Origin of the sequence: Rugamonas aquatica (assembly GCF_009380215.1) — a bacterium.
Classification (GTDB): Bacteria; Pseudomonadota; Gammaproteobacteria; order Burkholderiales; family Burkholderiaceae_D; genus Rugamonas; species Rugamonas aquatica_B.
The window spans coordinates 155,965-171,584 of sequence record NZ_WHUG01000005.1; the positions used below are offsets into that span (position 1 = coordinate 155,965).

Annotated in this window: 10 protein-coding genes; 4 read left to right on the plus strand and 6 right to left on the minus strand. The window is 62.5% G+C overall.

Translation table 11 applies throughout. The features are described 5' to 3' along the window. Positions 1-8: 8 nt before the first annotated feature. The 6 genes from GEV02_RS14700 to GEV02_RS14725 all read right to left on the minus strand — a co-directional run bounded on the left by GEV02_RS14700 (position 9) and on the right by GEV02_RS14725 (position 9,829). Complete coding sequence (locus GEV02_RS14700) at positions 9-2,657, minus strand: TonB-dependent receptor (RefSeq protein WP_235922782.1); 2,649 nt, start codon at positions 2,655-2,657, stop codon at positions 9-11. Positions 2,658-2,750: 93 nt separating this feature from the next. Beyond that, positions 2,751-5,384, minus strand: a complete 2,634-nt coding sequence (locus tag GEV02_RS14705; protein ID WP_152838718.1) for a TonB-dependent receptor — start codon at positions 5,382-5,384, stop codon at positions 2,751-2,753. A gap of 38 nt (positions 5,385-5,422) precedes the next feature. Continuing rightward, positions 5,423-6,562 (minus strand): ABC transporter ATP-binding protein, encoded by a 1,140-nt coding sequence (locus GEV02_RS14710; RefSeq protein WP_152838719.1) that lies wholly within the window; start codon positions 6,560-6,562, stop codon positions 5,423-5,425. Between the two features lie 110 nt (positions 6,563-6,672). After that, on the minus strand, positions 6,673-7,539 hold the full coding sequence (locus GEV02_RS14715; protein ID WP_152838720.1) for a carbohydrate ABC transporter permease: 867 nt from the start codon (positions 7,537-7,539) through the stop codon (positions 6,673-6,675). 10 nt (positions 7,540-7,549) lie between these two features. Next, positions 7,550-8,476 (minus strand): carbohydrate ABC transporter permease, encoded by a 927-nt coding sequence (locus tag GEV02_RS14720; protein ID WP_152838721.1) that lies wholly within the window; start codon positions 8,474-8,476, stop codon positions 7,550-7,552. A gap of 102 nt (positions 8,477-8,578) precedes the next feature. Then, positions 8,579-9,829, minus strand: coding sequence for an ABC transporter substrate-binding protein (locus GEV02_RS14725; protein ID WP_152838722.1), 1,251 nt, complete (start codon positions 9,827-9,829; stop codon positions 8,579-8,581). Positions 9,830-10,239: 410 nt separating this feature from the next. Here GEV02_RS14725 and GEV02_RS14730 point away from each other — a divergent pair, with 410 nt between their 5' ends. The 4 genes from GEV02_RS14730 (at position 10,240) to GEV02_RS14745 (ending at position 15,618) form a co-directional block, all read left to right on the plus strand. Beyond that, positions 10,240-11,283 (plus strand): LacI family DNA-binding transcriptional regulator, encoded by a 1,044-nt coding sequence (locus tag GEV02_RS14730; RefSeq protein WP_070357582.1) that lies wholly within the window; start codon positions 10,240-10,242, stop codon positions 11,281-11,283. Between the two features lie 2 nt (positions 11,284-11,285). Then, the gene (locus tag GEV02_RS14735) at positions 11,286-12,494 is read left to right on the plus strand and encodes an AGE family epimerase/isomerase (RefSeq protein ID WP_174999123.1); all 1,209 of its coding nucleotides are present in this window, start codon (positions 11,286-11,288) and stop codon (positions 12,492-12,494) included. Position 12,495: 1 nt separating this feature from the next. Then, positions 12,496-13,404 (plus strand): carbohydrate kinase family protein, encoded by a 909-nt coding sequence (locus GEV02_RS14740; RefSeq protein WP_152838724.1) that lies wholly within the window; start codon positions 12,496-12,498, stop codon positions 13,402-13,404. 135 nt (positions 13,405-13,539) lie between these two features. Then, complete coding sequence (locus tag GEV02_RS14745; protein ID WP_235922783.1) at positions 13,540-15,618, plus strand: TonB-dependent siderophore receptor; 2,079 nt, start codon at positions 13,540-13,542, stop codon at positions 15,616-15,618. The last annotated feature ends 2 nt before the right edge of the window (positions 15,619-15,620 follow it).

Below are 15,620 nucleotides of genomic sequence, written 5' to 3' on the forward strand. Positions count from 1 at the left end.
CTCTTCATTTACCAGGTCGCGCCAAAACGGATGCCGTAGATGCGCGGGTCGTTATAGGATGCCGTCACATAGCCCGGGTCCACCACGCTGGCGTAGTTCTTCGCGAGCGTCTGGCCCCAGTTTTTCACATAAGCCTCCAGATGCCATTTGCCGTTCGGCGAAACCAGCTTGAGCGCCGCGTCGACCGTGGTGTAGGCCTTCTGTGCATCCGAGATGTGGGGATTATCCAGATTCCGCAGCGAGAAGTACATCTTGTCCTGCCAGCGTGCCGAAATCCACGGCGTCAGCGTGTACTCGCCAATCTCGAAGTCCTGCGACGCGTTCAGGTTCAGCGTATTGGCCGGCGCATACGGCAGACGGTTGCCCGCGATATTCAGCGGGAATTTACCGGCGAACAGCGGATCCGTTCCTTCGTACGCCACGCAAGGCGGAGCGCCGTACTTCTCGCGGATATTACAGCTGATCGAGCTGTCCTCGCTGTAGGTTGGATAGGACTTGATGACCGCCTTCAAGTGCGAATACGAATAGCCGATGTGCGAGCCGGGCCAGGGCTTGTACTCGCCCTCGATCTCCAGGCCCGAGATATTCGCCTGCGCCGCATTCTGCGTGCCGTAAATGACCACGCTGTCGCAGTAAGGATTGGTGACGGTGCACGGCACCTTCGGTATGATCTTGCCGACTGTGACGCCGCCGGTCAACTGCATGTCCTTGTAGCGGCTGTAGAACGCCGTGGCCGAGAAGGTCAGCTTGTTGTTCAGCAGCCGGCCCTTGTACCCCAGCTCGAAGTTGGTCAGCGTCTCCGGATTCCACGGCATGTTGGTGTAGTGCGGTCCCGGCGTCATGCCGGCGCAATTGCCGTTCAAGCCGGTGCGGCAAATGTCCTCCTTGTCGCTGAAGCCACCGGCCTTGTAGCCGGTCGACAGCGAAGTGTAGACAAGGTCACGCGGCGTCAGTTGGCGGCTCAGGCCCAGGCGCCAGGTGAACTTCTTCCACGAGGCCGAATCGTCGCTGACCACCGGATGGATGGACGAATCGAAACCGCCGGCGCCGTAGTAGCCGCCCATGCCAGGCTTCAGGTCCGAGCTGTTGAACGGGACGAAGCCCGGCGTTCCCGGCGTGCCGGGATTGTGCAATCCCTTGAAGTAGATAGCCGGATCGTCCGAGAACGCCGTGTCCCAGTACTGGCCGCCGACATCCTTGCGGGTATCGCGGGTCATGCGGCCGCCCACGGTCAGGTTCCAGGTCGGCGCGAATTCCCAATCGGCCTGCGCGAAGATGGCCTTGGAATCGGACTGGCGGTCGGCCTGGTGATAGAAGTACGACTCGGCCGGGAAGCCGTAGGTGCCCCACGATGCGCCCAGGTAGTCCTGCGCGTAGTCGATCATGTTCTTCTCGTGCATCCAGAACAGGCCTGCCACGTAGCGCAGGCGGTCGTACTTGCCGCGCAGTTGCAGCTCATGGACGGTGGAGACGTACTTCGAAGCCGTGGTGTACGTGGCGAAGTCGTTGAACGGCGACGTGCCGGGCCGCGTGGCCAGCTCGCTCTCGATAGGCTGATAGCCACTGTCGCTGTCCTGGATCTCGCGCCGCTTCTGGCTCGACCAGGAAGCGTTGTACTCAATGGTGGTGGATGGGCTCAAGTCCCATGCCAGGCTGCTGCGCACGGTGTCGATGGTCATGTCCATCACGCCCGGCACGTTGACCTTCACGTCCCACTGCCCGCCGGTGCAGGCGTACGGCGTGCCGGCCGCCTGTTCGCAGTCCTTGATCGGCAGGTCGCCCGCGCCGTTGTTCTGGTACTTCTCATACGTCAGGCGCCAGTCCAGGTCGGGGCGGATTTTCCAGCGCGCCTGCAAGCGCGCCGCGTATTCGTCCTTATTGGTGTAGAACTTGTCCGCGCCAACCTTCTGGTTGAAGCGCTGATCGACATCCGGAATGATGTTACCGGCGGCGTCACGCGCAGGCACGATGCCCAGCGCCGGGAAGTTCGCCGCATAGAAGTCCTGCTGCTGGTTGATGTAGCCATCGCGCTTGATCTTCATCGCCGTCACGCGCAGCGCGAAGTTGTCGCTGACAGGGATGTTCTGCACCGCCGATATCTGGCGTCCACGGTAGTTGCTCACATCCGTCTCGACGGTGCCGTAGCTGCTGCCGAATTCCGGCTTGGCCGGGATGATGTTGATACTGCCGCCGGTCGAATTGCGACCGAACAGCGTGCCCTGCGGGCCACGCAGCACCTCGACCTGATCCAGGTCGAACATCAGCGCTAGCGCAGCCTGGGGACGCGGCTGATACAGGCCCGCCACGTGCAGGCCGACGGCCGGATTGCCGATCTCCGTGAAGTCGGAGCTGCTCACGCCCCGGATCGCGATCTGCACCCCGCCGCTGCCATCGTTCGACGTACCCAGTTGCAGATTGGGGATCTGGCCACTCAAGCCGCGCACGTCGGTGATGCCATCGCGGCTCAAGGCCTCTTGCGTCACCGCCGTCACCGCCACCGGTGTCTTCAGCAGCGACGTGGAATGGCGCGTCGCCGTGACCTTGACCTCCGCCACCTGATCCTTGGTGGCGATGGCCGAAGTATCGCCACCATCCTGCTGCTGCGCCGCCGCGCCGCCGGCCATACCCGCGCAGACGCTGGCGATGGCGAGACTCATTAACTTTTTATTGGTACTGTAATGCGACATCATTGCTCTCCCGATTAAAACGTTATTTATCCCGCCATCTACCCAGCATTACGCTCAGCTTTTTTAGAACTTGGCTTTCAAGCCAACGCTGTAGCGCGCACCGTTTTCATACACACCTACCGGCAAACCATCCGTGGTATTGGTGCGGATGACTTCATTGGTGATGTTCACAGCCGTGAAGTACAGGCTGACCTTAGGCGTGATATCCCAGCTGGCCGACGCATCCCACTGGCCGTAGGCGCTGGTGACATCCTGGCCGCCTTCATCCAGCGCACCGTAAGCCTTGGAGCGGTAGTTATACGACAGCCGCGCGCTGTAGCCGTTCTTCTCGAAGAAACCGGTGATGTTGGCCTGGTTGCGCGAGTTGCCGACCACGTTCAGCTTCACGCCGCCCGCATTGGCGCCGGTCTTGGCGTCGGTGTAGGTGTAGTTGACGATGGCGCCGAAGCCGCTGCTGAAGGCTTGCTGCCATTGCAGTTCCAGGCCGTTGACCGTTTCGCCGTTGTTGGCGTTATACGGACGAGTCACCGGACGCATCACACCCGCCACGTTTTCCTGCGTCGTTTGCGTGTAGATGAAGGTATCCAGCTTCTTCGCAAACAAGGTCGCCGACAGCAGCGACGCATCGGCGTAGTACCACTCGGCGCCGATCTCCGCCTGGTTGGCGTGGTAAGGCTTGAGCAGCGGATTGCCGGAGGTGGCGGCGTTGGTGGTGCCGCTGATTTCCGTACTGGCGCTCAAATCGCTGTAGGTGTTACGCGCCATCACACGCGCCACTGCGCCGCGCACCAGCAAGTCCTTGTTGACGGTGTAGACCGCGTTCAGGTTAGGAAGCACGTCGGTGTAGCTGCGGCTGACGTTGGCCAGCGTGTAATTGCTGCTGCCCGTCACAGGCTGGAAGGCCTCGGAGTTCTGGTCGGTCTTGACGATGCGGGCGCCGAAGTCGCCGCGCCATTGGCCGAAGGCGAAGTCCGCGCGCGCATAGGTCGCGTAGATTTTCTCCTTGATCTTGTAGTACTCGCCGATCGCCTCCGCGTAGACCATGCCCTTGTCGTACATAGGGAAGCCCTTGGAATAGGCCAGGCCATCGTCCACCCACGCATACTGGGTCAGCGAGCCTGGATTGGCGGCCTTCTGGCTCAACAGCGGCGAGGCACCGGTCGACAGGTCGGCCAGCGAGAACGACTGCCAGCCCGCGTTGCCAGGACCGTCGGTGCCGATGGTGCGATGGTTCTGCACCGTGGTATCGCGGAACTTGGCGCCCACCTTCACCGACTTGAGGAAGCCGTTGTTCAGGTCCAGCGTCAGGTCGCCCTGCGCGTAGTTCTCCTTGGTCTCCATGCGGCGTATCCAGTCGCGGGAGCTTTGCAAAGTGAGCTTGCTCGCGTCGAGCGGATTGATGTCCAGGTACTTGACCTCATAGGTGTCCGGCGCGATGTTGAAGGTGGTGCGGGTATCGCCGACGAACCAGAAATTGCGGTCATGGTCGCTGCCGCCGGAGCCCTTGGTGGTGCCGGCCTGGCCGTGGAATTTCCAGTTATCGGCGTCATAGGTACCTTCCAGGTCCAGCACTTCCGACTTCACGTAGGACTGGCGGAAGATAGGCTCGAACGACACGCCGCCCGTCGGGCCGACAGTGCCGCCGACCAGCGCCTTGGTGCCGTCCGAGGTGGTGATGAACTTCGGATTGGCAACGGTGATGGAGTTGGTCTTCTTGTCCACCAGGCCGCCCGCTTCCCACAGGTAGTTCTGGTTGCTGTTGTCCATGCTCATATCCGAGTTCATGTAGTTCAGCGAGAGGTCGGTGTTGGCGTTCGGGCGGGCCTGCAGCGTGATGTCGCCGGTGGTACGCTTGCGGTCCTGGCGGAAGATGGCCGAGCCGCCGCCCCACGACGCATAAGCACCCGGCGTGACGACGCCGTTCTGATCGACGATGTTGTACTTGGTCGAATCGGTGAAGTTTTCCAGACCGTCGCGGCGCATGGTGCGTTGCTGGCGGCTCAGCGCGACCAGTGCGCCGAAGGTCTTCTGCTCATTGGTCCAGCTCAGCAAACCGGAAAGCTGTGGGTCGGTCTTCTTCGGCAGCTTGCTGTAAGTCGCTTCCGCCGACACCTGCGCCACCAGTGGCTTCAACTGGAATGGCTTGCGGGTCTTGACGATGACCAGGCCACCGATGCTGCCCTCATCCAGATCGGCCGACGGGCTTTTGTACACGTCGATGCTGCCCACCAGCTCCGATGCCAGGATGTCGTAGTTGAAGCCACGGCTCTGCGAATCGTTCTTCCACCAATAGCCGGAAGCGACGGCCTGGCCGTTCAACTGCGTCAGGTTCAGGTTCTTGTCGGTGCCGCGCACGAAGATGTCGCGGCCCTCGCCCCAGGTGCGGTCCACGGAGATGCCCGGCACGCGCTGCAGCGAGTCGGCCACGTTCTTGTCGGGGAACTTGCCGACTTCCTCGGCAGTCACGGTATCGATGACGTTGCCGGAGTCGCGCTTCTCGGCCAGATTGCGCTTCAGACGTTCACGGATGCCGCGCACCTCAACGGTTGCGGTGTCGCCAGCGGGTACCACGTCGCTGGCCTGCGCCGCTTCGGCCGCAACTGGATCGGCTGCATAAGCATGGTGCGCAAAGCCGCCGCTCAGCGCCAACGCGATCAAGTTAGGTAGTAGTTTTTTCTTAAATACCGGCTTAGTCATTCAATTCTCCTTGTTTGAAAATGTGAACCGCATAGACCTCAAACGCTGCGCATCATGCCGCGCGCGGCCGAGACCATATTCCCCGGACGCAGGCGTCGTAGCGCCTGTCCCCCTTCGTCAAAAACGTGGAAGGCAGTGCTGTCGGCCGAGAAGACGATGGATTGTCCGATCTCGACATGACGTTCGCCGTCCCCGCGTATCACCACGTCTTCTCCACCCTCACGACTGACGTAGATGTAATTAGCTTCGCCCAGGTGTTCGACCACACTGACCTCGCCTTTGAAAACTTCGGAACCGACGCGCGATTCGCTGATATGTTCGGCGCGCAGGCCCAGCGTCACCTTCATGCCGGTGCGCAGGCCGCTGCCGTCGACGTAGGCGCGCACCGCTTCGCCGCTGGGCAGCAGCACCAGCACGCCGCCGGGACCAGCTTCGGCGATGGTGCCCGCCATCAGATTCATCTTCGGCGAGCCGATAAAGCTAGCCACGAACAGGTTGCGCGGCTGCTGGTACAGGTCCAGCGGCGTGCCGGCCTGCTGGATCTGCCCTTCGTGCATGACGACGATCTTGTCGCCCAGCGTCATCGCCTCCACCTGGTCGTGCGTGACGTAGACGATGGTGGCGTCGAGCTGGCGGTGCAGCTTGGCGATCTCCAGGCGGGTCTGCACGCGCAGCGCGGCGTCCAGGTTGGACAGCGGCTCGTCGAACAGGAACAGGCGCGGTTCGCGCACAATGGCGCGGCCGATGGCCACCCGCTGCCGCTGGCCGCCGGACAGCTCGCGCGGCAGGCGTTCCAGCAGATGTTCGATCTTCAGCGTGGCGGCGGCGCGGGCGATGCGCTCCTTGATCGCCGCCTTGCCCTGCCCCGCCACCTTCAGGCCGAAGGCCATGTTCTGGAACACCGTCATGTGCGGATACAGCGCATAACTCTGGAACACCATGGCGATGCCGCGTTCGGCCGGCGGCAGATGGTTGACCACCTCGTCGCCGATGGACATGCTGCCGCCGGTGATGCTCTCCAGACCGCACAGCATCCGCAGCAGCGTCGATTTGCCGCAGCCGGACGGGCCGACCAGCACCACGAACTCGCCGTGTGCGATATCCAGATCGATGCCGGCCAGGACATCGGTCTTGCCATCGTAGGATTTACGCAGTTCTTTCAAGCTGACACTTGCCATTACATTCCTCTTTCGAATCAAGTCTGTGTCGTTCCCGCGCAGGCGGGAACCCATAGAACGCATACAATCACGCTCAGCATGGATTCCCGCTTTCGCGGGAATGACGGAAGCTATTTCACTGCGCCGGCCGTCAGGCCGCGGATCAACTGGCGCGAAAACAGCGCGTACAAAATCAGCATCGGTATCACCGCAAGCGACAGCGCCGCCAGCACGGAATTCCAGTCGGTGACGTACTGGCCGATGAACTGCTGCACGCCCAGCGTGACGGTCTTGGTACGGTCGGACGGCGCCAGGATAAGCGGGAACCACAGGTCGTTCCACGCCGGGATCATGGTGAACACCGCCACCGTCGCAATCGCCGGCCGTATCAACGGCAGCACCACCTGGAAGAAGATGCGTACCTCGCCGACGCCGTCGCAGCGCGCCGCATCCTTCAGCTCCGACGGCACCTGGCGCATGAATTCGGACAGGATCATGATCGCCAGCGGCAGGCCCTGCGCCGTGTACACCAGGATCAGCGCGGCCAGCGTGTTGACCAGCTCCAGCTTGACCATCAGCTCCAGGATGGCCACGGTGCCGAGGCGGATCGGGATCATGATGCCGAGGGCCAGGAACAGCGTCAGCACGCGGTTGCCCATGAAGCTGTATTCCGACAGCGCCCATGCCGCCATCGCGCCGAACAGCACGATGCACAGCAGCGCCAGCAGGGTCACATACAGGCTGTTGCCGAAGTAGAGCAGGAAGTTGGTGCTGGCCAGGACTTTCTGGAAGCCGATGAAGGTCAGCGACTCCATCGTCGGCAGCGCCAGCGGATCGTCGAAGATGGCGGCGCGGCTCTTGACCGAGTTAATCAGGATCAGCGCGATCGGGAACAGCGCCAGCACGGTGTAGGCGATCAGCGCGGCATGCACCATCAGGCGGCCCAGGTCGAAGCGGGCGGCCAGCGGTACGGATGGATTCATGGCGATAGCGGTCATGGCGCGGCCCTCACAGTGCGAAGCGGGTCAGCCTGCGCTGGACACCGACAAAATAGACGCCCACGCCGGCCAGGATCACCAGGAACATCAGCGTGGCGACGGCGGAACCCAGGTAGGCGTTGCCGACCTGCGCCTGGTAGCCGAAGAAGGTGCGGTAGAACAGCGTGCCCAGGATATCGGTCGAATAATTCGGCCCAGCCAGCGCGCCCTTGATCGAGTAGATCAGGTCAAAGGCGTTGAAGTTGGCGACAAAGGTCAGTATCGTCACCAGGCCCAAAGTCGGATAGATCAACGGCAGCTTAATCTGCCAGAAGATGCGCAGCGCGCCGGCGCCCTCCACGTGCGCCGCCTCGACGATTTCCTCCGGCACCGCCAGCAGCGCGGCGTAGATCAGCATCATCGGCATGCCGATGTACTGCCACACCGAGATCACCGACAGTGTGGCCAGTGCGGTTTCCTCTTGTCCCATCCACGGCGCGAACCAGTCGGCCAGGCCGGCAAAGCCCATCAGCTTCTCGCCCACGCCCCACAGCGGCGACAGGATCAGCTGCCAGATAAAGCCGATAATCACCACCGACAGCAGCGTCGGCAAAAAGATCAGCGTGCGGTAGGTACGGGCGCCGCGCAGCCCTTTCAAACTAAACAGCGTCGCCAGCAGCAGGCCGATGGGATTCTGCAGCAGCATATGGATGCAGAAGAATTTGGCGTTGTTGGCCATCGCATTCCAGAAGCCGGCCGACCAGTCGGGATCGAGCAGGATGGTGCGGAAGTTCTCCAGGCCGACGAAGACGGTCGTGCCGCTGTCGTCCGCGCTGAAGAAGCCCTGCCCCAAGGTCTGCACCAGCGGCAGTGCGCTGAACAGGGAGTAGATCAGCACCGCCGGCGCCAGGAACAGCAGCAGTTGCCAGGGCCGCACCGTATTAACCGCATGTTTCAAATAAGCCTCCAGAATTTCAGAATTCGGGCAAAAAAAGAGCCGGCGCCGCGCCCGGCGCCGGCCAAAGGAATCACACAATCAGGGGGAGGGATTGGTGTGATACTACTTTTGCTGTGGCTTGTACCACTTCGCAAATCCGTTTTGCAGCTTGGTGGCGGCGTCCTTGGGCGCCAGCTTGCCGTTCAATACCTGGGCATTGATGTTCCACAGTTCGCTCTCCATGCTGGGTTGGCCGCGGTTCAGTACCTGGGCGTTGAAGCGGATGGTCGAAGCGCAGGTGCTGCGCCATTCCGCCATCTGCTTGGCGACCGGGTCGCGCACCGCGATCAGGTGGTTGGACAGCGAGAAGAAACCGGTCACGCGGTTGGTGTAGATGTCCGCGAACTCCTGCGAGCCCACCCAGGCCAGGAATTTGAAGGCGTCGTCCTTGTTGCGCGACTTCTTGTTGATGCCGATGCCGATGTCCATGTGGTCGGAGATGAAGCACGGGTCGCCCGCCTTGCGCACCGGCGGCGGAAACGCGCCCAGCTCCAGCCCCGGCGTCTGGCCGAAGTACGAGATGTCCCATGAGCCGGTCGGGTAGATCGCCGCGCGGCCCAGCGCGAACTGGTTCTGGCTGTCGCCGTAGGTTTGGGCGCTGGCGCCCTTGCTCAGGTAAGTGCCCATGCGCTGCTCGAACTGCAAGGCCTCCACGAAGGGCGCGTCGGTGAGCTTGGCTTTGCCTGCGATCAGCGCCTTGCGGCCTTCCTCGCCACGCCAGAAGTTCGGGCCGATATTGGTATAAACCATTTGGCTCGATTCCCACTGGTCGGCCGTACCTAGCGCCAGCGGCGCTACGCCGCCCTTCTTCAGCGCTTCCAGCACGGCGAAGAATTCATCCACCGTTTTAGGCGGTTGCAGGTTCAGCTTCTTGAAGATCTTCTTGTTGTACAAAAAACCGTGGATCACTGAAGCCATCGGCATGCAGAAGGTGTCCTTGGCGTCGTCCGTCTGCCAGGCCACCGTCGACGTGGGCGCGAAGTTCTGCATGCCCGCTTTGCCGTCCAGCTTTTCCAGATGGCCCTTCTTGTACAGCGACAGCGATACGTCGAAGGGACGGCAGGCGATCAAGTCGCCGGCCGTGCCGCCGGCCAGGCGCGCGGCCAGGCTGGAATCGTATTCGGTCGGCGCGGTCGGCGCGAACTTCACTTCGATGCCGGGATTACTTTTCTCGAAGGCCGGCAGCAATACCTTTTCCCACAGCGTCTTGTCGTCGACGCGCCAGCTTTCGATCACCAGCGTGCCGGCCTGCGCGGCCTGGGCGGAGAACATGGCGGTCAACAGTGCGTTGCGAACAATCCGGCGTAAATGCATGGTTAAGTCCTTTTTGCGTAGCTTTATTTACAACGATGAATTTATTCTAGCATTGGCTTTTCTGTGACAAGAGAGTTAGTTGCATTATGGAATTAAACTCGTAAGCCATTGAATTCATTAATATAAATTTTCACGGCACGGCCACCGCATTACATTTCCTTACCGCTGAAGGGGCCGCAACGGGGTCCGCGCCCCGGGTTGGCGCAGCACTGCGCAAGGCTTCGCAAGAAATGCTTACAAAACTTAACAAAACTGTTGTGACGCCTGTTGCAGGAAGGAGGCAAAGCGGCCGCGATCACCAGATAAAGCCTTGTTTAGTAAACCTGCGCTAAACTTTTCACCTAAGCCGCCAAGTCGTTTGACCCTGACAGGACCCTGATGCAGACTTCTCGAAAAATAATGGAGACAAGATGGACCAAGCCACCAAAGACGTCGCAGTGACGATCAGGGATATCGCCCGCGTCGCCGGGGTGTCCGCCGGGACGATTTCGCGCGCGTTGAAAAACGAACCGGGATTGACCGAAGCCACGCGCCAGATGGTGCTGGAGGCAGCACGGGAACTCGGCTACGACTTCTGCAAACTGCGGCCGAAACGCCTGCGCCGCCTGACCTTCCTGCTGCACCGCCAGCACAACACCGCCTCCAGCAGTCCGTTCTACTCGCCGGTGCTGCACGGCGCCGAGGAAGCCTGCCGCAAGCAGGGCATCGTACTGTCGTTCATGGCGGTCGGCCCGGCGGACGGTTTGATCGACCAGATACGCATGCACGCGCCGGACGGCATCGTCTGCGCCGGCTTCTTCGAACCGGAGACGCTGGAAGCGCTGCGCTCCACCGGCAAGCAGCTGGTGCTGATCGATATGAAGCTGCGCGGCTACAGCTCCGTCAACCCGGACAATATGATGGGCGGCTACCTGGCCACCAAACACCTGATCGACGCGGGCCGCACGCGCGTGGGCCTGATCTCAGGTCCGCTGTCGCACTACAGCATCCGCGAGCGCGCACGCGGCTACCGCCAGGCGCTGTTCGAGGAAGGCATACTGGCCGACCCGCGCCTGGAGGCGGGCCTGCCCGATGGCGTCGATCTGGAAACCGGCGCATGGGAAGCGATGGAACAGCTGCTGTCCCTGCCCCATCCTCCTGACGCCGTGTTCTGCTACAACGACAGCGCCGCCCTGGTGGCGATGCGCTGCTGCCTGGCCAAGGGCCTGAAAGTCCCGCACGACATCGCGATCGTCGGCTTCGACGACATCGCCACCGCCGTGCTGGGACACCGTCCGCTGACGACGCTGCGCATCGACAAAAAAGCGCTGGGCGCGCTGGGCGTGGAGCTGCTGCTGCAAGGCCAGATGGCGGGGCCGGTGGAAAAGATCGCACCGGTGGAGCTGATCGTACGCGCCAGCACCGTGGTCGAAGGCTGGCGCCCGAAGACTCCCGCAACCCCTAAATGGACCTGACGATGGCCCCAGATTTCCAGTCCCGTAGCACGCTGCTGGACCACATCCGCCACACCAAGCAGTTCTACGATCCGCGTTGCGTGGACCCCAGCGGCGGCTTCTATCACTTCTACAAGGACGACGGCACCGTCTACGACAAGCACACCCGCCACGTCGTCAGCAGCACGCGTTTCGTGTTCAACTACGCGATGGCATGGCGCCAGTTCGGCGACGCGGCGGATCAGCAACGCCTGCGCCACGCGCTGGCCTTCCTGCGCGACGCCCACCGCAATCCGGCCACCGGCGGCTACGCCTGGCAGCTGGACTGGAGCAACGGTAACGGCACCGTCACCGACGGCACCAACCACTGCTACGGCCTGGCCTTCGTGCTGCTGGCCTACAGCCACGCACTGATGGCGGGCGAAGCCCAGGCGCGCGAGTGGATCGCCGAAACCTATGCGCTGATGGAGCTGCGCTTCTGGCAATCGGCCCATGGCCTGTATGCGGACGAAGCCAGTTTCGACTGGTCCTACCTGTCGCCCTACCGCGGCCAGAACGCCAATATGCACGCCTGCGAAGCGCTGATCGCCGCCTTCGAAGCGACCGGCGAGCGCGCCTACCTGCTGCGGGCGGAAACGCTGGCCCGCAACATCACGCAACGCCAGGCCGCGCTGTCCGGCAACCTGATTTGGGAGCACTACCACGCCGACTGGTCGGTCGATACCGAATACAACCGCCACGACAAGAGCAACATCTTCCGTCCGTGGGGTTATCAGCCGGGCCACCTGACCGAATGGGCCAAGCTGTTGCTGCTGCTGGAGCGCCACGGCGCGCACCTCGCGGGCGACGCCAACTGGCTGCTGCCGCGCGCCGCCGACTTGTTCGACACGGCGCTGGCCAAGGCCTGGGACCATGAGCACGGCGGCGTGTACTACGGCTTCGCGCCGGACGGCAGCATCTGCGACGATCTCAAATACTTCTGGGTGCAGGCCGAAAGCCTGGCCGCCGCCGCGCTGCTGGCCGCGCGCACCGGCCAGACCCGTTACTGGACGTGGTACGACAAAATCTGGGCGTACAGCTGGGAGCATTTCGTCGATCACCGCTACGGCGCGTGGTACCGCATCCTGGGCACCGACAACAGCAAGCTGACCGACGAGAAAAGCCCAGCCGGCAAGGTGGACTATCACACCATGGGCGCGTGCTACGAAGTACTGAACGTATTGAAGGATTGAGATGACGGCATTTCCCATCTTCGTGGCGGCGGGCGAAGCGCTGACCGACATGATCGTGCAAGACCCGGCGCAGCGCCAGTGGCTCAGCCAGACCGGCGGTTCGACCTGGAACGTGGCGCGCGCCATGGCCAGGCTGGATACGCCGACCGCCTTCGCCGGCGCCATCAGCCGCGATGTCTTCGGCGAAGCGTTGTGGCAAGCCAGCGAGGCCGCGCGGCTGGACCTGCGCTTCCTGCAGCGCTACGACAAATCGCCGCTGCTGGCGATCGTGCACCGCACCGATCCGCCGGCCTACTTCTTCGTCGGCGACGACAGCGCCGATCTGCAATTCGACGCGGCGTCGCTGCCGCAAGGCTGGCGCGCACACTGCAAGTGGGCGCACTTCGGCGGCATCAGCCTGGCCCGCCAACCACTGGCGGACAAGCTGGTGGCGCTGGCCGAACAGCTCAAGCGGGAAGGTGTGCGCATCAGCTACGATCCCAACTACCGCCTGCTGATGGACCAGCGCTACGACGCCACGCTGCGCCGCATGACCGAACTGGCGGACGTCATCAAGGTGTCGGAAGAGGATCTGGAAGGCCTGTTCCGCACCTACGACATCGACCAGGCATTCGCCACGCTGCGCAGCTGGAACCCGGCCGCCACCTGCCTGTACACCAAGGGCGGCGACGGCGCATCGCTGCACATCGGCGACGTCGCCTGGCATCTGCCGGCGCCGTCCATCACCGTGGCCGACACCGTCGGCGCGGGCGATGCCAGCATCGCAGCGCTGGCGTGGAGCATGATGCATAGGCCGCAGTATCAACCTGCGCAGCATCTGCAGTTCACGGTGGCCGCCGGCGCCGCCGCCTGCATGGCGCCCGGCGCATCGCCGCCGTCGCTGGAGCAGATCGAGGCGCTCATCAAGTAAAACCTGGGGAAGAGACAGAGACGTCGTCATACGGTTGTCATACAAGCTCGATAAGATTGCCGACTTTGTATAAAACCCATTGTCCCTCTTCCCTAGGTTCTCATGTTCCCGACTACTCCATTCGTCCGATCCCGTTTGCACCTGGCCCTCGCGGCCGCTGGCCTGTGCGCACTGCACGGCGCGGCTTTCGCCACTGAAGACGGCAGCGAAGGCGCACTGTCCAAGGTCGTCATCAAGGCGACGGTGGAAAAGAAAAAACTGGGCGACAGCGTCAGCGGCGGTGCATTGGGCCGCAAGTCGGAACTGGATACGCCCTTCTCCACCAAGGCTGTCAGCAGCGACGAGATCGAAGACCGCCTGGCCACCAGCATTTCCGAAGTGCTGAAGTACGACGCCTCGGTGACGGCCATCAGCCCGCCGATCAGCACCCACCCTGCCACCATCCAGATGCGCGGCCTGCGCCTCGATGACCTGAACGGCTACAAGATCAACGGCCTGGCCAACGTCAACCGCGGCACCGAAATGCCGCTGGAGATGTTCGAGAGCGTGGAAGTGCTGAAAGGCCTGACCGGCTTTATGTACGGCTTCGGTTCGCCGGGCGGCATCGTCAACTACGTCAGCAAGCGCCCTACCACCGACAAGAGCTTCAGCGCAGCGCTGGGCTATCAGGAAGGCGGCGCGATCAAGGAACACATCGACATGGGCGGCCGCATGGGCCAGGAAGGCGACTTCGGTTATCGCCTGAACCTGCTGCATGAAGACGGCGGCGTGCAGGAGGAAAGCGGCTCCATCAAACGCAACGCGGCGGGCCTGAACCTGGAATGGCGCGTCAACCGCGACGTGGCGATCACCTACGATGCGATCTACCAGCGCCGCAAGAGTGTGGGCGGCACCGATGTCGTGATCTCGCCATCGTTCGTGGTGCCTTCGCCTATCGCCGGCGACAGCAAACTCAATAGCGTGGGCGCAGGCAGCGATGTCGAATTCGCGCTGTCCACGGTCGGCATGGAATATCGCCTGAGCCCTGAGTGGATGGCGAACCTGTCATACCGTACCTCGAACTCGACCCGCGTCTACAAGAAGGACCAGTACTACATCACCAGCAACAAGGGCGACTACAAGGACCGCGTCACCTCCGAGCTGCACGGCTACCACTTCGACCAGGCGCAGGCCAGCTTCGAAGGCAAGGTCAACGCCTTCGGCCTGTCGCATGAAATCGTCGCCGGCGTTACTTCGCAAAACCTGTCGTCGACTTCGTCAGCCGTCACGCCCAAGACCTATCTGGGAACAGGCAATCTGTACGCGCCGACCATCATCAACGTCGACAGCATCAACTGGAGCGGCGGCACCTACCGCGACGAAGCCACCCGCCAGGAAGCGGCCTTCGCCAGCGACACCGTGAAACTGACCGACAACTGGTCGGTGCTGGCCGGCGCGCGCTACACCCGCTACAACGACAACGCCTACTCCACCAAGGGCGTCGTCATCGCAAACTATCCAGCGCAGCGCACCACGCCGACCGTGGCGCTGATGTACAAGCCGGCCGCCGACACCACCTTCTACGGCAGCTACGTCGAGGCGATGGAGCAGGCTTCCAGCGCGCCGACTTCCACCCTCAACGCCAACCAGACCTTCGCGCCGCTGAAAAGCAAGCAGGCGGAAGTCGGCATCAAGACGGAGCGCAGCTTCTGGAACGCCAGCGCGGCGCTGTTCCACATCAAGCGCGGCGCGCAGTACACCAACGCCGCCAACGTCTACGTGGCGGACGGTGAATCCAAATACCAGGGCGTGGAATTCAACACCGTGGTGCAGGCTGCGAAGAATCTGTCGATCGAAGGCGGCTTGATGCTGCTGGACGCAAAGCTGGAAAACGCCGCAGCGGCCTACACCGGCAAGCGTGCCGTCGGCGCCCCGCGTCGTCAGGTGTCGGTGCAGGCGACCTGGCGTGAAGTGCTGCCAGGCCTGGCCTTGCACGCAGGCACCCAGTATCTGGGTGAACTGCCGATGGACGCGGCCAACGCCAACACGCTGCCGGCATACACGCTGTTCGACGCGGGCTTCAACTACCGTCATCGCTACTTCGGCAAGATGGTCAGCGTGCGCGCCAACATCTCGAACATCGCCAATCGCAAGTACTGGACCTACTATCAGGAGAACTACCTGAACGTCGGCTCGCCACGTACCGCCAGCGTGAATGTTCGCGTAGACTTCTAAGG

Bases quoted from the DNA above. Each gene is read 5' to 3' on its own strand.
- GEV02_RS14710 (WP_152838719.1), bottom strand. From the start codon at position 6,562: ATGGCAAGTGTCAGCTTGAAAGAACTGCGTAAATCCTACGATGGCAAG.
- GEV02_RS14700 (WP_235922782.1), bottom strand. From the start codon at position 2,657: ATGAGTCTCGCCATCGCCAGCGTCTGCGCGGGTATGGCCGGCGGCGCG.
- GEV02_RS14730 (WP_070357582.1), top strand. From the start codon at position 10,240: ATGGACCAAGCCACCAAAGACGTCGCAGTGACGATCAGGGATATCGCC.
- GEV02_RS14740 (WP_152838724.1), top strand. From the start codon at position 12,496: ATGACGGCATTTCCCATCTTCGTGGCGGCGGGCGAAGCGCTGACCGAC.
- GEV02_RS14735 (WP_174999123.1), top strand. From the start codon at position 11,286: ATGGCCCCAGATTTCCAGTCCCGTAGCACGCTGCTGGACCACATCCGC.
- GEV02_RS14705 (WP_152838718.1), bottom strand. From the start codon at position 5,384: ATGACTAAGCCGGTATTTAAGAAAAAACTACTACCTAACTTGATCGCG.
- GEV02_RS14715 (WP_152838720.1), bottom strand. From the start codon at position 7,539: ATGACCGCTATCGCCATGAATCCATCCGTACCGCTGGCCGCCCGCTTC.
- GEV02_RS14725 (WP_152838722.1), bottom strand. From the start codon at position 9,829: ATGCATTTACGCCGGATTGTTCGCAACGCACTGTTGACCGCCATGTTC.